Consider the following 15,403-nt stretch of genomic DNA (forward strand, 5'->3'; position numbering starts at 1 on the left):
AGGCTGTACTTGAGTACGGCAAGGCGACGTTGACGCGGTTTGAATTTGATTTTCGAAGAGTATAAACTGCTAACTATAAAAGGTTTTATTAGCCTAGAAAAATAAAAGGAGTATACAATATGTCTATTGTTATCGGTGCAGATGCTGCAGGTTTGAGATTGAAAGAAGTTGTGAAAGACTTCTTGGAAAAAGAAAACTTCCACGTTGTGGATGTTACAGCTGAAGGTCAAGACTTTGTTGATGTAACTCTTGCTGTTGCTGCAGAAGTAAACAAAGAAGAACAAAACCTTGGTATCGTGATTGATGCTTATGGAGCTGGTCCATTTATGGTTGCAACTAAGATCAAAGGAATGGTTGCTGCAGAAGTTTCTGACGAACGTTCAGCTTATATGACTCGTGGCCACAACAACTCACGTATGATCACTATGGGTGCACAACTTGTCGGTGATGAATTGGCTAAAAATATCGCAAAAGGATTTGTTAACGGTAAATATGACGGTGGTCGTCACCAAATTAGGGTCGACATGTTGAACAAAATGTGCTAATTAGATTACAGTAAGAAAGGTAAGTTAAAAATGAGAATTGCAATTGGATGTGACCACATCGTAACAGATGAAAAAATGGCGGTTTCAGAATTTTTGAAATCAAAAGGATATGAAGTCATTGACTTTGGTACATATGACCATACACGTACTCACTACCCAATCTTTGGTAAAAAAGTAGGTGAAGCTGTAACTAGCGGTCAAGCTGATCTTGGGGTATGTATCTGTGGTACTGGTGTTGGTATCAACAACGCTGTAAATAAAGTTCCTGGTGTTCGTTCTGCCTTGGTTCGTGATATGACAACAGCTCTTTATGCTAAAGAACAATTGAACGCTAACGTTATCGGTTTTGGTGGTAAGATTACTGGTGAATTGCTCATGTGTGATATCATCGAAGCTTTCATCCATGCTGAATATAAACCATCTGAAGAAAATAAAAAATTGATTGCGAAAATTGAACACGTTGAAAGTCACAATGCTCAACAAACAGACGCAAACTTCTTCACTGAATTCCTCGAAAAATGGGATCGCGGAGAATACCACGACTAAGAGGTGACCTATGATTTTAACAGTCACAATGAACCCATCCATTGATATTTCCTATCCTTTGGATGAGTTGAAGATTGATACTGTCAATCGTGTGGTGGATGTAACCAAAACGGCTGGTGGTAAGGGACTCAATGTTACCCGAGTACTTTCAGAATTTGGGGATTCTGTTCTTGCTACTGGTTTAGTGGGTGGCAAACTTGGTGAGTTTTTGGTTGAACATATCGATGATAATGTTAAGAAAGATTTCTTTTCTATTCAGGGAGAAACTCGTAACTGTATCGCTATTCTTCACGGAGACAACCAAACAGAAGTTCTTGAAAAAGGTCCTGAAGTATTGGAACAGGAAGGTCAAGACTTTTTGGAACATTTCAAAAAACTCCTGGAGTCAGTTGAAGTAGTTGCTATTTCAGGTAGTCTGCCAGCTGGCCTTCCAGTTGATTACTATGCGAGCTTGGTAGAACTTGCTAACCAAGCTGGCAAACCTGTAGTCTTGGACTGCTCTGGTGCGGCTCTTCAGGCGGTTCTTGAATCACCACATAAACCAACAGTCATCAAACCAAATAATGAGGAATTGTCTCAACTTCTAGGTAGAGAAGTTTCTGAGGATTTGGATGAATTAAAAGAAGTCCTTCAAGAACCTTTGTTTGCAGGTATTGAATGGATTATCGTTTCACTTGGTGCTAACGGTGCCTTTGCCAAACATGGTGACACTTTCTACAAGGTAGATATTCCTAGAATTCAGGTAGTCAACCCTGTTGGATCTGGAGATTCTACAGTTGCTGGAATTTCTTCAGGTTTACTTCATAAAGAATCGGATGCAGAATTACTCATCAAGGCAAATGTCCTTGGTATGCTCAATGCTCAAGAAAAAATGACTGGTCATGTCAATATGGCCAACTATCAAGTTCTATATGATCAATTAATAGTAAAAGAGGTATAAAATGGCTTTAACAGAACAAAAACGTGCACGCTTAGAAAAACTTTCTGATGAAAATGGTATCATCTCAGCTCTTGCATTTGACCAACGTGGTGCTTTGAAACGCCTCATGGCTCAACACCAAACAGAAGAACCAACTGTAGCTCAAATGGAAGAACTTAAAGTCTTGGTAGCAGATGAATTGACTAAATACGCATCATCTATGCTTCTTGACCCTGAATATGGACTTCCAGCAACTAAAGCTCTTGATGAAAAAGCTGGCCTTCTTCTCGCTTATGAGAAAACAGGTTATGATACAACAAGCACAAAACGCTTGCCAGACTGCTTGGATGTTTGGTCTGCAAAACGTATTAAAGAAGAAGGTGCAGATGCAGTTAAATTCTTGCTTTACTATGATGTAGATAGCTCAGACGAACTTAACCAAGAGAAACAAGCCTATATCGAACGTATCGGTTCTGAGTGTGTGGCTGAAGATATCCCATTCTTCCTTGAAATCCTAGCTTACGATGAAAAAATTGCTGACGCTGGTTCTGTAGAATATGCGAAAGTAAAACCACACAAAGTTATCGGTGCTATGAAAGTCTTCTCAGACCCACGCTTTAACATTGATGTCTTGAAAGTTGAAGTTCCTGTTAACATTAAATATGTTGAAGGCTTCGCTGAAGGTGAAGTAGTTTATACACGTGAAGAAGCAGCAGCCTTCTTCAAAGCCCAAGATGAAGCAACTAACTTGCCATACATCTACTTGAGTGCTGGTGTATCAGCTAAACTCTTCCAAGATACTCTTGTATTTGCCCATGAATCAGGTGCAAACTTTAACGGAGTTCTTTGTGGCCGTGCTACATGGGCTGGATCAGTTGAAGCATACATCAAAGATGGTGAAGCAGCAGCTCGCGAATGGCTTCGCACAACTGGATTTGAAAACATTGATGAGCTCAATAAAGTCCTTCAAACAACAGCAACTTCATGGAAAGAACGCGTGTAAGCAAGTCCTCCTAGGTTAGGAACATGAATCTAAAAAAATTTTAAAAAAGTTGTATGTAAAGGTTTACAAAATAACTTACTTGTGCTATACTTAAATCACAAGTTAATACAAGGTGAGTGTTACTAAGTAATATTAGGCATGATCACAGGTGAATTAGAAATCGGCTGATTTTCTAGTTCATTTGTGGTCATTTTTTATACTCATATACCTTTAAGATGTAAAAGGAGGTTGACATGTATCGAATTCTAAATCCAATGAATCACAATGTCTCGCTTGTCAGAAATGATAAAGGAGAAGAAGTGATTGTGATCGGTAAGGGGATTGCATTTGGAAAGAAGAAGGGGGATTTGATTGCTGAACATCAGGTTGAGAAAATCTTTCGGATGAAGACCGAAGAGTCAAGAGAAAACTTTATGGCTCTCCTCAAAGATGTTCCGCTTGATTTTATCACAGTGACCTATGAAATCATTGATAAGCTATCAAAGAAATATCATTATCCGATTCAAGAGTATCTCTACGTAACCTTGACAGATCATATTTACTGTTCTTACCAAGCTCTAGCACAAGGAAGGTACAAGGATAGTAATCTGCCAGATATTTCTGCCAAGTATCCTGTCGCTTTTCAAATCGCAAAGGAAGCTTTTGAAATTTACTGTCAGAAGCTAGCAGATCATTTTCCTGAGGACGAAATTATTCGGATTGCTTATCATTTCATTAATGCCGAAGGTGAAAATGAAGTGGAACTTGTGGAGTCGATTGATAAGAGGAAAGAAATTCTCAGGAATGTTGAAGAAGTTTTAACGGACTATGCAATTCAACGAACCAAAGAGAATAACCATTTCTATGATCGTTTTATGATTCATCTGAATTATTTCTTGGATTATTTAGACAGATCTAGAGATGATAACCAATCACTTCTGGATATGGAAGATCATATTAAACAATCCTATCCAAAAGCCTTCGAGATTGGTTCCAAGATCTATGATGTGATTACGCAACATACGGGTCTTGATTTGTATAAAAGTGAACGAGTTTATCTAGTTCTACATATCCAACGTTTATTGTCATAAAAATTTATTTAAAACTATATAAGGAGAATTCTATCATGAATAGAGAAGAAGTAACATTGTTAGGTTTTGAAATCGTAGCCTATGCTGGCGATGCTCGTTCAAAACTATTGGAAGCTTTAAAGGCTGCTGAAGCTGGTGATTTTGCGAAAGCGGACAGATTAGTTGAGGAAGCTGGTTCTTGCATTGCTGAAGCTCACCACGCGCAAACAAGTCTATTGACTAAGGAAGCTTCTGGTGAGGACTTAGCGTATAGTGTGACCATGATGCACGGTCAAGATCACTTGATGACAACTATTTTGTTAAAAGATTTGATGCACCATTTAATTGAACTGTACAAGAGAGGAGTTAAATAATGAATAAATTAATTGCATTTATTGAGAAAGGAAAACCTTTCTTTGAGAAATTATCTCGTAATATCTATCTTCGTGCTATTCGTGATGGTTTCATTGCAGGTATGCCTGTTATTCTCTTCTCAAGTATCTTTATCTTGATTGCTTTTGTACCAAACTCATGGGGCTTTAAATGGTCTGATGAAGTTGTATCCTTTCTGATGAAACCTTATAGCTATTCTATGGGTATTCTGGCTCTCTTGGTAGCTGGTACAACAGCTAAGTCATTGACCGACTCAGTAAACCGTAGCATGGAGAAAACCAATCAAATCAACTATATGTCAACATTGTTGGCAGCAATTGTTGGTTTGTTGATGTTGGCAGCTGATCCTATCGAAAATGGTCTAGCTACTGGATTCTTGGGGACAAAAGGTTTGCTTTCAGCCTTCCTTGCTGCCTTTGTGACTGTGGCTATCTATAAGGTCTGTGTTAAGAACAACGTTACCATTCGTATGCCGGACGAAGTTCCGCCAAATATCTCCCAAGTATTTAAAGACGTTATTCCATTTACTCTATCAGTTGTTTCACTTTATGCTCTTGATTTACTAGCTCGTCACTTTGTTGGTGCAAGCGTAGCTGAATCAATCGGTAAATTCTTTGCACCATTATTCTCTGCAGCTGATGGCTATCTTGGTATTACCATTATCTTTGGTGCCTTTGCCTTCTTCTGGTTTGTTGGTATCCATGGTCCATCTATTGTTGAACCTGCTATCGCAGCTATTACCTATGCAAATGCCGAAGTCAACTTGAACCTTCTCCAACAAGGTATGCACGCTGACAAGATTCTTACTTCTGGTACACAAATGTTTATCGTTACCATGGGTGGTACTGGTGCGACACTGGTTGTTCCATTCATGTTCATGTGGTTAACAAAATCAAAACGTAACCGTGCCATCGGTCGTGCTTCAGTAGTTCCAACATTCTTTGGTGTAAATGAACCAATCTTGTTTGGTGCACCGCTTGTATTGAATCCAATCTTCTTCATTCCATTTATTTTTGCTCCTATCGCAAACGTTTGGATCTTTAAATTCTTCATTGAAACTCTTGGAATGAATTCATTTACTGCTAATCTACCATGGACAACCCCAGCTCCACTAGGTCTAGTTCTTGGTACTAACTTCCAAGTTCTATCATTCATTCTTGCTGCCCTTCTAATCGTGGTTGATGTAGTCATTTACTATCCATTCCTTAAAGTCTATGATGAACAAATTCTTGAAGAAGAACGTTCAGGTAAGTCTAATGATGAATTGAAAGAAAAAGTTGCTGCAAACTTCAACACTGCAAAAGCGGATGCTATTCTTGAAAAAGCGGGTGTCGATGCAGCACAAAATACCATCACTGAAGAAACAAATGTCCTCGTTCTCTGTGCAGGTGGAGGGACAAGTGGACTTCTTGCGAATGCTTTGAATAAGGCAGCAGCAGAATACAATGTCCCTGTGAAAGCAGCAGCAGGTGGCTATGGTGCTCACCGTGAAATGTTACCAGAGTTTGATTTGGTTATCCTTGCCCCTCAAGTTGCTTCAAACTTTGAAGACATGAAAGCAGAAACAGATAAACTCGATATTAAACTTGCGAAAACAGAGGGAGCTCAATACATCAAATTAACTCGTGATGGAAAAGGTGCTCTTGCATTTGTACAAGCGCAATTCGATTAACGATAGGGACTCTGAAACAGTCTCCTATCGTTACGGAAATCGCTATGGCGAATTTCCTAATTGCCTTGTTAATTCGTCGGTAAAAAGATATCGTTTTTACCTTCTCATGTCACAATTCGATTAACGATAGGGACTCTGAAATAGTCTCCTCTCGTTACGGAAATCGCTATGGCAAATTTCCTAATCGCCTTATTAATTCGTCGGTAAAAAGATATCGTTTTTACCTCCTCATGTTACAATTCGGTGACTTGATACAAGAAGTGAGATGGAGAAGGATGGCTCACTGACTCCTCTCCTCTCACTTTTACTTTATTTAAATCAAGAAATAGGTGAAAAAAATGACAAAAACATTACCAAAAGACTTTATTTTTGGTGGCGCAACAGCTGCCTATCAAGCAGAAGGTGCTACACATACTGATGGTAAAGGACCAGTAGCGTGGGATAAATATCTTGAAGATAACTACTGGTACACTGCAGAACCAGCCAGTGATTTTTACAATCGATACCCAGTTGACCTCAAGTTGGCAGAAGAGTATGGTGTCAATGGCATTCGAATTTCTATTGCTTGGTCACGTATTTTCCCAACAGGCTACGGTCAAGTAAATCAAAAGGGTGTTGAATTTTATCATAATCTATTTGCAGAGTGCCACAAACGTCACGTTGAGCCCTTTGTAACTCTTCATCACTTTGATACGCCAGAAACTCTCCACTCAAATGGAGACTTCTTAAACCGTGAAAATATCGAACACTTTGTAGATTACGCTGCATTCTGTTTTGAAGAATTTCCAGAAGTAAACTATTGGACAACCTTTAATGAAATTGGCCCAATCGGTGATGGTCAATACTTGGTTGGTAAATTCCCTCCAGGAATTCAGTACGACCTTGCCAAAGTTTTCCAATCGCACCACAATATGATGGTTTCTCATGCGCGTGCAGTCAAGCTATATAAAGATAAAGGTTATAAAGGTGAAATTGGTGTTGTTCACGCTCTGCCAACTAAGTATCCTTTGGATCCTAAAAATCCAGCAGATGTTCGTGCAGCAGAGTTGGAAGATATTATTCACAATAAATTTATCTTGGATGCAACTTATCTTGGACACTATTCAGATGAAACGATGGAAGGTGTCAACCATATCTTATCAGTTAATGGTGGTAGCTTAGATCTTCGTGAAGAAGATTTCGAAGTATTAGAAGCCACAAAAGACTTGAATGACTTCCTTGGAATTAATTACTATATGAGTGATTGGATGGAAGCCTTTGATGGAGAGACTGAAATTATCCATAATGGTAAGGGTGAAAAAGGAAGTTCCAAATACCAAATCAAAGGTGTTGGTCGTCGTGTAGCTCCTGACTATGTGCCACGCACGGACTGGGATTGGATTATATACCCTCAAGGTCTGTATGACCAAATCATTCGTGTGAAGAAAGATTATCCGAACTACAAGAAGATTTACATCACTGAAAATGGTCTTGGATATAAAGATGAGTTCGTTGATAACACTGTTTACGATGATGGCCGTATTGATTACGTGAAACAACACTTGGAAGTATTATCTGATGCTATTGCTGATGGTGCAAACGTCAAAGGATACTTCATCTGGTCATTGATGGATGTCTTCTCATGGTCAAATGGGTATGAAAAACGCTACGGTCTCTTTTATGTAGACTTTGAAACTCAAGAACGTTATCCTAAGAAATCAGCTCACTGGTACAAGAAAGTAGCAGAAAGTCAGATTATAGACTAGTAGAATTAGTAATTAGACATAGAATTCTAGTGAGGTAAAAGATGTTCAAAAATTTTATCCAATCAATTTATGAAAAAGTTTATATTATTAATTTTGATAAATGTTCTCAAATACCTTGTTTGACTAATGAGGAGCTGAAAAATCTTGGGAAATGGTATGTCTCTACCGGCAAAGAATGGATTTGCCATTCAGACTATGAGCTGGAAGAATTTAAAAATATCTTTTTAAATTTTATCAGTCCTGAAGAACGGGATAATATCTCCTTTGATTCAGATTTTATGCCGTTTCAACAATCATAAAGAATCTAGGAAACTCTTTGTAAAAATCTTCATCAAAAAATGCGTCATATCAAGATTCTTATTTTCTTGATATGACGCATTTTATATTTTATCAATCCTCAGTTTTATGGTTTAGAAAGAATAATTTTTGTTTGTTTTGAAAGTTGTTCAAACGTTTCTTTGCTCAGTTTAGAATCTGAAACGATGGTATCAATATCAGAGATATTGTAGAAGGTATAGAAATCAAATTTATTGAACTTACTATGGTCAGCTAGTAAGTATTTTTTATTGGAATTATTGAGGGCGATGCGTTGGGATTCACCTTCTTCTTCACTAAAGGTCGCAATCGCATTGTCCTGAATACCATTACAGCTAACGAAGGCTTTAGAAAATTGTAAATTAGCCAAGTTTTGCAAGGTTAGTGTTCCCACAAAGGCTCCAGTGATAGAGCGATAGTTTCCACCAATTAAAATCAAATCTGTTAGTTTTCGTTCGTTTAGGATGAGAAAGACTGGTAAACTGTTTGTTACAACACGAATATTATCAATTGGAAGTTCACGAGCAAAAGATTCCAAGGTTGTCCCTGGCCCAATAAAAATGGTTTCACCCTCATCAATTAAATGGCCTGCAAAACGGCTGATTTCTTGTTTTTCTGCGATTTGTAAGCCTTGTTTTTCAATATTGGAACGCTCATTATTTAAAATAGAACCTGTGCGAATTTTCTCAGCTCCACCGTGAACCCGAACAAGTAAATCCTTGTCTGCCAACTCTTGCAAGTAGCGTCTAGCAGTCATATCTGACACATCCAAGCGAGTCATGATTTCTTTTACAGTAATAGTTCCCTTTGTATTTACCGTTTCTAGAATATTATCTAGTTTTTCCTGCTTTAACATCGTTATCACCTCTATTTCTATTACTATTTTATCATAAAGTATTCAATCAATCAATTTAAAAAACAAAAGAAAACAAAAACAAAAATATCATGGTTGTTTTAAACAAGCCATGATATTTGTTATCAGTTCTGGGATAATTGAATTAGTCCAAACCGTAGTTGTAGTCATCGTCTTGCATAGCTTCAACTTCACCAAGAAGGTAACCATTTCCGACTTGAGAGAAGAAGTCGTGGTTGGATGTTCCTGTTGAAATACCGTTCATAACGATTGGGTTGACATCATCAGCTGAATCTGGGAAGAGTGGATCTTGTCCCAGGTTCATGAGTGCTTTGTTAGCATTGTAGCGAAGGAAGGTCTTGACTTCTTCAGTCCAACCAACACCGTCATAGAGGCTTTCTGTATAGCCTTCTTCATTCTCGTAGAGAGTGTAGAGCAGATCGTACATCCATTCTTTGAGTTTTTCTTGCTCTTCTTCAGGTAATTCATTGAAACCAAGTTGGAATTTGTAACCAATGTAGGTTCCGTGAACAGATTCATCACGAATAATTAATTTGATGATTTCCGCAACGTTGGCTAGCTTGTTGTTACCGAGATAGTAGAGGGGAGTGAAGAAACCAGAGTAGAAGAGGAAAGTTTCAAGGAAGACGCTGGCAACTTTCTTTTCAAGTGGGCTACCGTTTAGGTAGATTTCGTTGACAATCTCAGCCTTCTTTTGTAGGTAAGGATTGGTATTGGTCCATTCGAAAATTTCTTCAATCTCAGCTTTGGTATTCAAGGTAGAAAAGATTGATGAGTAAGATTTTGCGTGGACAGATTCCATAAATTGGATGTTATTGAAAACAGCTTCCTCATGTGGTGTACGGATGTCTGCGCGAAGGGCTTGAACCCCAGTTTCAGATTGCATAGTGTCGAGAAGGGTTAAACCACCAAAGACTTTTCCAACCAAGTCTTTTTCTACATTTGATAGCTTTCTCCAGTCATCCAAGTCATTTGACAAAGGAATACGTGTATCAAGCCAGAATTGCTCCGTCAGTTTTTCCCAAGTTGATTTGTCGATGACATCTTCGATGGCATTCCAGTTAATGGCTTTGTAGTAAGTTTCCATTTGAAATCTCTTTCTGTGTTTAGTATTGCGAACTCACAATTATTTCTATTTTATCATAATCCTAGAGGAGTATCGCACAAAAAGTCGGAAGCCCGACTTTTTGTTATTTCATAGTATAGATGCTTATTCTAGTTTAGCAGGGTGAATGAATCACTTATTTGAGAAAATGTAGTTTCCTCCAACAAAGATTAAATCACACAGCTTTCACATTGGTTAGCACCGACTTCTCCACCATCATCTGTAAAGGTACGGACGTAGTAGATAGACTTGATTCCCTTGTTAAAGGCATAGTTACGAAGGATAGACAAGTCACGTGTCGTTTGTTTATTTTCCTTCTTCCATTCGTAAAGACCTTTTGGAATGTCACTACGCATGAAGAGTGTGAGTGAAAGTCCTTGGTCCACGTGCTCAGTTGCAGCAGCATAGACATCAATCACTTTACGCATATCCATGTCGTAAGCAGAAGTGTAGTAAGGAATGGTTTCTGTTGACAAGCCAGCAGCAGGATAGTAGATTTTACCGATTTTCTTTTCTTGACGTTCTTCGATACGTTGCGTAATCGGGTGGATAGAAGCAGAAACGTCGTTGATGTAACTGATAGAACCATTTGGCGCTACAGCAAGGCGGTTTTGGTGGTAAAGACCATCTGCTTGAACCTTGTCGCGAAGTTCAGCCCAATCAGCAGCACTTGGGATAAAGACATCTTTGAAGAGTTCCTTAACACGTTCTGATTTTGGAACAAACTCGCCAGTTACATACTTGTCAAAGTAGCTTCCGTTAGCATAGTCTGATTTTTCAAAGTTATGGAAGGTAATACCACGTTCACGCGCGATATTGTTTGATTCTACCAAGGTCCAGTAGTTCATAAGCATAAAGTAGATGCTTGTAAATTCAACAGACTCAGGCGATCCATATTCAATCAATTGTTGGGCAAGGTAGCTGTGAAGTCCCATGGCACCGAGACCAAAGGTGTGGGCTTGGCTATTTCCATGGTCGATAGTAGGAACAGCTACGATGTGCGAACTATCTGTAACGAAAGTAAGGGCACGAACCATAGCACGGATAGAACGACCAAAATCAGGTGAGGTCATCATGTTAACCACGTTGGTTGAACCAAGGTTACATGAAACGTCCGTTCCCATTTGAAGGAATTCTTGAGCATCGTTGATCAAGCTTGGTTCTTGAACTTGAAGAATTTCAGAACACAAGTTACTCATGATAATCTTACCATCAACAGGATTTGCACGGTTAGCCGTATCAATGTTGACTACATAAGGGTAGCCAGATTCTTGTTGCAATTTAGAGATTTCAGTTTCCAAATCACGCGCCTTGATTTTTGTCTTGCGGATATTTGGATTTGCGACTAGCTCATCGTATTTTTCAGTGATGTCGATGTAGTTAAATGGCACACCGTATTCAAGCTCTACAGAATAAGGGCTGAAGAGGTACATTTCTTCATTTTTACGTGCTAATTCGTAGAATTTATCGGGCACCACAACACCAAGTGAAAGGGTCTTAACACGAACTTTTTCATCGGCGTTTTCTTTCTTAGTGGAAAGGAAGGCGATAATATCTGGGTGGAAAACGTTGAGGTAGACAACACCGGCACCTTGACGTTGTCCCAATTGGTTTGAGTAAGAGAAGCTATCTTCGAAAAGCTTCATAACTGGAACGACGCCAGAAGCTGCTCCTTCATAGCCTTTGATAGGTGCACCAGCTTCACGAAGGTTGCTGAGAGTAATTCCCACACCACCACCGATACGTGAAAGTTGAAGAGCTGAGTTGATAGAACGTCCGATAGAGTTCATATCATCAGTTACTTGGATCAGGAAACATGATACCAATTCACCACGACGAGCGCGTCCAGCATTCAAGAAGGAAGGAGTAGCAGGTTGGTAGCGTTGGTGGATGATTTCATTGGCAATATCGATTGCAACAGCTTCATTGCCATCAGCGAAATAAAGGGCGTTAAAGAAGACGCGGTCTTCCATACTTTCAAGATAATATTCACCGTCGTTTGTCTTCAAGGCATATTGATTGTAAAATTTATAAGCTGCCATGAAAGACTTGAATTGGAAATTTTGATCTTTGATAAATTGAGACAATTCTTCCAAAAATTCTGGACGGTATTTCTTGATAAAGGCTGTTTCGATGTAGTTGTGTTCAATGAGGTAGTTGATTTTATCCTTGATTGAATCAAAAACCATAGTGTTTGGAACTACATTTTCTTTAAAGAAAGCATCCAAGGCTTCCTTATCTTTATGAAGCATGATTTGTCCATTGACAGGACGGTTGATTTCGTTATTGAGACGGAAGTAAGTCACGTCTTCAAGATGTTTTAATCCCATAAAATTTCCCTTATCTAATTACAAAAGAAAGGCTTCTAAGTTAGCCCTAGAAGCAGTTTCTTCTGGATGATGTACTAAGATTATGCTAATTGTTTCAATTTTCCTGGTTGGAAACCTGAAAAGACTTCAGTTGGTGTTTGGATAACAGGAGCTGCGCTGAAACCGAGCTCTTTAACTTGATCGATGTATTCAGGTTGCTCATCAAGATTGATTTCACGATAAGCGACATTATTACTGTCCAAGAAACGTTTGGTCATTTTACATTGGACACAGTTGTTTTTAGAATAAACGGTTACCATTGTGTAACTCCTCTTTCAAAATAGATTACTTTCTTAGTATATCAGAAAATAAATTTTTGTCAACGATTTAAAACTAAATATAGTGGTCTATTTTTCTACTCAAGGTCTCAAAACACAACATGTAGTGTTTGTTTTGTAAAATAGTGATGATTATCCTACAAGTAGTTTTTTGGAAAACTATATCCTGTGTTTTGTTATCTAAAATAGAAGATTTTCAGCAAGTTATCTGAAAGGAAATCGAATAAATCCCATAAAATGCTTGAAAAAAATCCTAGAAGATGATATAATACCAAATTGTAAGGGTTATCACATATAACTCAAAAAAGAAAGAACAAAAGGAGAGTCAAACTATGGCTTCTAAAGATTTCCACGTAGTGGCAGAAACAGGTATTCACGCACGTCCAGCAACATTGTTGGTGCAAACTGCTAGCAAATTTGCTTCAGATATCACTCTTGAGTACAAAGGTAAATCAGTTAACCTTAAATCAATCATGGGTGTTATGAGTCTTGGTGTTGGCCAAGGTGCTGACGTAACTATCTCAGCTGAAGGTGCAGATGCAGATGATGCTATCGTTGCAATCTCAGAAACAATGGAAAAAGAAGGATTGGCATAAGGAAAATGACAGAAATGCTTAAAGGAATCGCAGCATCTGACGGTGTTGCAGTTGCAAAAGCATATCTACTCGTTCAACCGGATTTGTCATTCGAGACTGTTTCAGTCGAAGATACAAACGCAGAAGAGGCTCGTTTGGATGTAGCTCTTGAAGCTTCTCAAAACGAGCTTTCTCTTATCCGTGAGAAAGCTGTAGGTACGCTTGGTGAAGAAGCGGCTCAAGTTTTTGACGCTCATTTGATGGTTCTTGCTGACCCAGAATTGATTGGTCAGATTAAAGAAACAATCCGTGCTAAGAAAGTCAATGCTGAAGCAGGTCTTAAAGAAGTGACTGACATGTTCATCACTATCTTTGAAGGCATGGAAGACAACCCATATATGCAAGAACGTGCAGCGGATATCCGTGACGTGACAAAGCGTGTATTGGCAAACCTTCTTGGTAAAAAATTGCCAAACCCAGCTTCTATCAATGAAGAAGTAATCGTCATTGCGCATGACTTGACACCATCTGATACAGCTCAATTGGACAAAAACTTTGTAAAAGCTTTTGTAACAAATATCGGTGGACGTACAAGCCACTCAGCTATCATGGCACGTACACTTGAAATTGCAGCTGTATTGGGAACAAATAACATCACTGAAGTAGTGAAAGACGGTGATATCCTTGCCGTTAACGGAATTACTGGTGAAGTGATTATCAACCCAACAGATGAACAAGCGGCAGAATTTAAAGTAGCTGGTGAAGCTTATGCTAAACAAAAAGCTGAATGGGCACTTTTGAAAGATGCTCAAACAGTGACTGCTGACGGTAAACACTTCGAGTTGGCTGCTAACATCGGTACTCCAAAAGACGTGGAAGGTGTTAACAACAATGGTGCAGAAGCGGTTGGACTTTACCGTACAGAGTTCTTGTACATGGATTCTCAAGACTTCCCAACTGAAGATGAGCAGTACGAAGCATACAAGGCTGTTCTTGAGGGAATGAATGGTAAACCTGTGGTTGTTCGTACAATGGATATTGGTGGAGATAAGGAACTTCCTTACTTCGATATGCCACATGAAATGAACCCATTCCTTGGATTCCGTGCCCTTCGTATCTCTATTTCTGAAACTGGAGATGCAATGTTCCGTACACAAATCCGTGCCCTTCTTCGTGCTTCTGTTCATGGTCAATTGCGTATCATGTTCCCAATGGTTGCCCTTTTGAAAGAATTTCGTGCAGCTAAAGCAGTTTATGAAGAAGAAAAAGCAAACCTTCTTACTGAAGGTGTAGCAGTTGCGGATGACATCCAAGTTGGTATCATGATTGAAATCCCTGCAGCAGCTATGCTTGCAGACCAATTTGCAAAAGAAGTAGACTTCATGTCAATTGGTACAAACGACTTGATCCAATACTCAATGGCGGCAGACCGTATGAACGAACAAGTTTCATACCTTTACCAACCATATAACCCATCAATCCTTCGCTTGATCAACAACGTTATCAAAGCAGCTCACGCTGAAGGTAAATGGGCTGGTATGTGTGGTGAGATGGCTGGTGACCAAAAAGCTGTTCCACTTCTTGTCGGAATGGGCTTGGATGAGTTCTCTATGTCAGCAACATCTGTACTTCGTACACGTAGCTTGATGAAGAAATTGGATACTGCTAAGATGGAAGAGTACGCTAACCGTGCCCTTACAGAGTGTTCAACAATGGAAGAAGTTCTTGAACTTCAAAAGGAATACGTTAACTTTGATTAATCGAAAAGTCCTTGCAACTTAGTTGCAAGGTTTTTTTATAGTTTAAAATCAGAAAATCTATTAACTAGTTCATAAAATGCTTGACAATAAAAAAATTGGAGTAGAATATTAACTAGTTAAATAACTAGTTAAGGAGTTTTTATGAAGAAACAAAATTTGTTTTTAGTGTTGTTAAGTGTCTTTCTTTTGTGTTTAGCTGCTTGTGGCCAAAAGGAAAGCCAGTCAGGTAAAGGGATGAAAATTGTGACCAGTTTT

15 protein-coding genes and 1 pseudogene are annotated in these 15,403 nt (G+C 38.8%); 12 read left to right on the forward strand and 4 right to left on the reverse strand.

Annotated elements, in window-relative coordinates; all coding sequences use genetic code 11:
- The first annotated feature begins 119 nt into the window (after positions 1–119).
- From lacA to ADH52_RS05565, 9 genes are all read left to right on the forward strand, one after another.
- A complete protein-coding gene (lacA, locus tag ADH52_RS05520) occupies positions 120–545 on the forward strand; it encodes a galactose-6-phosphate isomerase subunit LacA (protein ID WP_000029277.1) in 426 nt (141 codons plus the stop codon).
- Positions 546–575: 30 nt separating this feature from the next.
- Positions 576–1,091, forward strand: coding sequence for a galactose-6-phosphate isomerase subunit LacB (gene lacB / locus ADH52_RS05525; RefSeq protein ID WP_001216913.1), 516 nt, complete (start codon positions 576–578; stop codon positions 1,089–1,091).
- Positions 1,092–1,101: 10 nt separating this feature from the next.
- On the forward strand, positions 1,102–2,031 hold the full coding sequence (locus tag ADH52_RS05530) for a tagatose-6-phosphate kinase (RefSeq protein WP_049510512.1): 930 nt from the start codon (positions 1,102–1,104) through the stop codon (positions 2,029–2,031).
- Position 2,032: 1 nt separating this feature from the next.
- On the forward strand, positions 2,033–3,013 hold the full coding sequence (gene lacD, locus ADH52_RS05535; protein ID WP_001229114.1) for a tagatose-bisphosphate aldolase: 981 nt from the start codon (positions 2,033–2,035) through the stop codon (positions 3,011–3,013).
- 233 nt (positions 3,014–3,246) lie between these two features.
- Positions 3,247–4,083 carry a PRD domain-containing protein gene (locus ADH52_RS05540; RefSeq protein WP_049510513.1) on the forward strand — a complete coding sequence of 279 codons (837 nt, stop codon included), beginning with the start codon at positions 3,247–3,249 and terminating at the stop codon, positions 4,081–4,083.
- A 35-nt stretch (positions 4,084–4,118) separates the two neighbouring features.
- Entirely contained in the window at positions 4,119–4,436 is a 318-nt protein-coding gene (locus ADH52_RS05545; protein ID WP_049510514.1) for a PTS lactose/cellobiose transporter subunit IIA, read from the forward strand.
- Positions 4,436–6,127, forward strand: coding sequence for a lactose-specific PTS transporter subunit EIIC (locus ADH52_RS05550; protein ID WP_049510515.1), 1,692 nt, complete (start codon positions 4,436–4,438; stop codon positions 6,125–6,127). Before ADH52_RS05545 ends, ADH52_RS05550 begins: the two co-directional genes overlap by 1 nt.
- A gap of 338 nt (positions 6,128–6,465) precedes the next feature.
- Positions 6,466–7,872, forward strand: a complete 1,407-nt coding sequence (lacG, locus tag ADH52_RS05555) for a 6-phospho-beta-galactosidase (RefSeq protein ID WP_049510516.1) — start codon at positions 6,466–6,468, stop codon at positions 7,870–7,872.
- Between the two features lie 41 nt (positions 7,873–7,913).
- Positions 7,914–8,171: a DUF3884 family protein gene (locus tag ADH52_RS05565; RefSeq protein ID WP_080976110.1), complete on the forward strand. Its 258-nt coding sequence runs from the start codon at positions 7,914–7,916 to the stop codon at positions 8,169–8,171.
- A 104-nt stretch (positions 8,172–8,275) separates the two neighbouring features.
- Here the strand turns inward: ADH52_RS05565 and ADH52_RS05570 are convergent, their stop codons facing one another.
- From ADH52_RS05570 to nrdH, 4 genes are all read right to left on the reverse strand, one after another.
- The gene (locus ADH52_RS05570; protein WP_049486880.1) at positions 8,276–9,043 is read right to left on the reverse strand and encodes a DeoR/GlpR family DNA-binding transcription regulator; all 768 of its coding nucleotides are present in this window, start codon (positions 9,041–9,043) and stop codon (positions 8,276–8,278) included.
- A 142-nt stretch (positions 9,044–9,185) separates the two neighbouring features.
- Entirely contained in the window at positions 9,186–10,148 is a 963-nt protein-coding gene (nrdF, locus tag ADH52_RS05575) for a class 1b ribonucleoside-diphosphate reductase subunit beta (RefSeq protein WP_000451386.1), read from the reverse strand.
- 188 nt (positions 10,149–10,336) lie between these two features.
- On the reverse strand, positions 10,337–12,496 hold the full coding sequence (gene nrdE, locus ADH52_RS05580; RefSeq protein WP_049486879.1) for a class 1b ribonucleoside-diphosphate reductase subunit alpha: 2,160 nt from the start codon (positions 12,494–12,496) through the stop codon (positions 10,337–10,339).
- Positions 12,497–12,576: 80 nt separating this feature from the next.
- Complete coding sequence (nrdH, locus tag ADH52_RS05585) at positions 12,577–12,795, reverse strand: glutaredoxin-like protein NrdH (protein WP_000259240.1); 219 nt, start codon at positions 12,793–12,795, stop codon at positions 12,577–12,579.
- A 350-nt stretch (positions 12,796–13,145) separates the two neighbouring features.
- On the opposite strand from nrdH, the gene ADH52_RS05590 reads away from it, so the two are divergent.
- The 3 genes and pseudogenes from ADH52_RS05590 to ADH52_RS05600 form a co-directional block, all read left to right on the forward strand.
- Positions 13,146–13,409, forward strand: a complete 264-nt coding sequence (locus ADH52_RS05590) for a phosphocarrier protein HPr (RefSeq protein ID WP_000146949.1) — start codon at positions 13,146–13,148, stop codon at positions 13,407–13,409.
- A gap of 5 nt (positions 13,410–13,414) precedes the next feature.
- A complete protein-coding gene (ptsP, locus tag ADH52_RS05595; RefSeq protein WP_049486878.1) occupies positions 13,415–15,148 on the forward strand; it encodes a phosphoenolpyruvate--protein phosphotransferase in 1,734 nt (577 codons plus the stop codon).
- Between the two features lie 141 nt (positions 15,149–15,289).
- Positions 15,290–15,403 (forward strand): annotated as a pseudogene (locus ADH52_RS05600) (adhesin); the annotation flags it as partial.

It is taken from the genome of Streptococcus pseudopneumoniae (assembly GCF_001072665.1).
Taxonomy (GTDB): Bacteria; Bacillota; Bacilli; order Lactobacillales; family Streptococcaceae; genus Streptococcus; species Streptococcus pseudopneumoniae_S.

Bases quoted from the DNA above. Each gene is read 5' to 3' on its own strand.
- ADH52_RS05530 (WP_049510512.1), top strand. From the start codon at position 1,102: ATGATTTTAACAGTCACAATGAACCCATCCATTGATATTTCCTATCCT.
- ADH52_RS05540 (WP_049510513.1), top strand. From the start codon at position 3,247: ATGTATCGAATTCTAAATCCAATGAATCACAATGTCTCGCTTGTCAGA.
- lacB (WP_001216913.1), top strand. From the start codon at position 576: ATGAGAATTGCAATTGGATGTGACCACATCGTAACAGATGAAAAAATG.
- lacG (WP_049510516.1), top strand. From the start codon at position 6,466: ATGACAAAAACATTACCAAAAGACTTTATTTTTGGTGGCGCAACAGCT.
- lacD (WP_001229114.1), top strand. From the start codon at position 2,033: ATGGCTTTAACAGAACAAAAACGTGCACGCTTAGAAAAACTTTCTGAT.
- ptsP (WP_049486878.1), top strand. From the start codon at position 13,415: ATGACAGAAATGCTTAAAGGAATCGCAGCATCTGACGGTGTTGCAGTT.
- nrdH (WP_000259240.1), bottom strand. From the start codon at position 12,795: ATGGTAACCGTTTATTCTAAAAACAACTGTGTCCAATGTAAAATGACC.
- ADH52_RS05590 (WP_000146949.1), top strand. From the start codon at position 13,146: ATGGCTTCTAAAGATTTCCACGTAGTGGCAGAAACAGGTATTCACGCA.
- ADH52_RS05570 (WP_049486880.1), bottom strand. From the start codon at position 9,043: ATGTTAAAGCAGGAAAAACTAGATAATATTCTAGAAACGGTAAATACA.
- lacA (WP_000029277.1), top strand. From the start codon at position 120: ATGTCTATTGTTATCGGTGCAGATGCTGCAGGTTTGAGATTGAAAGAA.
- ADH52_RS05565 (WP_080976110.1), top strand. From the start codon at position 7,914: ATGTTCAAAAATTTTATCCAATCAATTTATGAAAAAGTTTATATTATT.
- nrdE (WP_049486879.1), bottom strand. From the start codon at position 12,496: ATGGGATTAAAACATCTTGAAGACGTGACTTACTTCCGTCTCAATAAC.
- ADH52_RS05550 (WP_049510515.1), top strand. From the start codon at position 4,436: ATGAATAAATTAATTGCATTTATTGAGAAAGGAAAACCTTTCTTTGAG.
- ADH52_RS05545 (WP_049510514.1), top strand. From the start codon at position 4,119: ATGAATAGAGAAGAAGTAACATTGTTAGGTTTTGAAATCGTAGCCTAT.
- nrdF (WP_000451386.1), bottom strand. From the start codon at position 10,148: ATGGAAACTTACTACAAAGCCATTAACTGGAATGCCATCGAAGATGTC.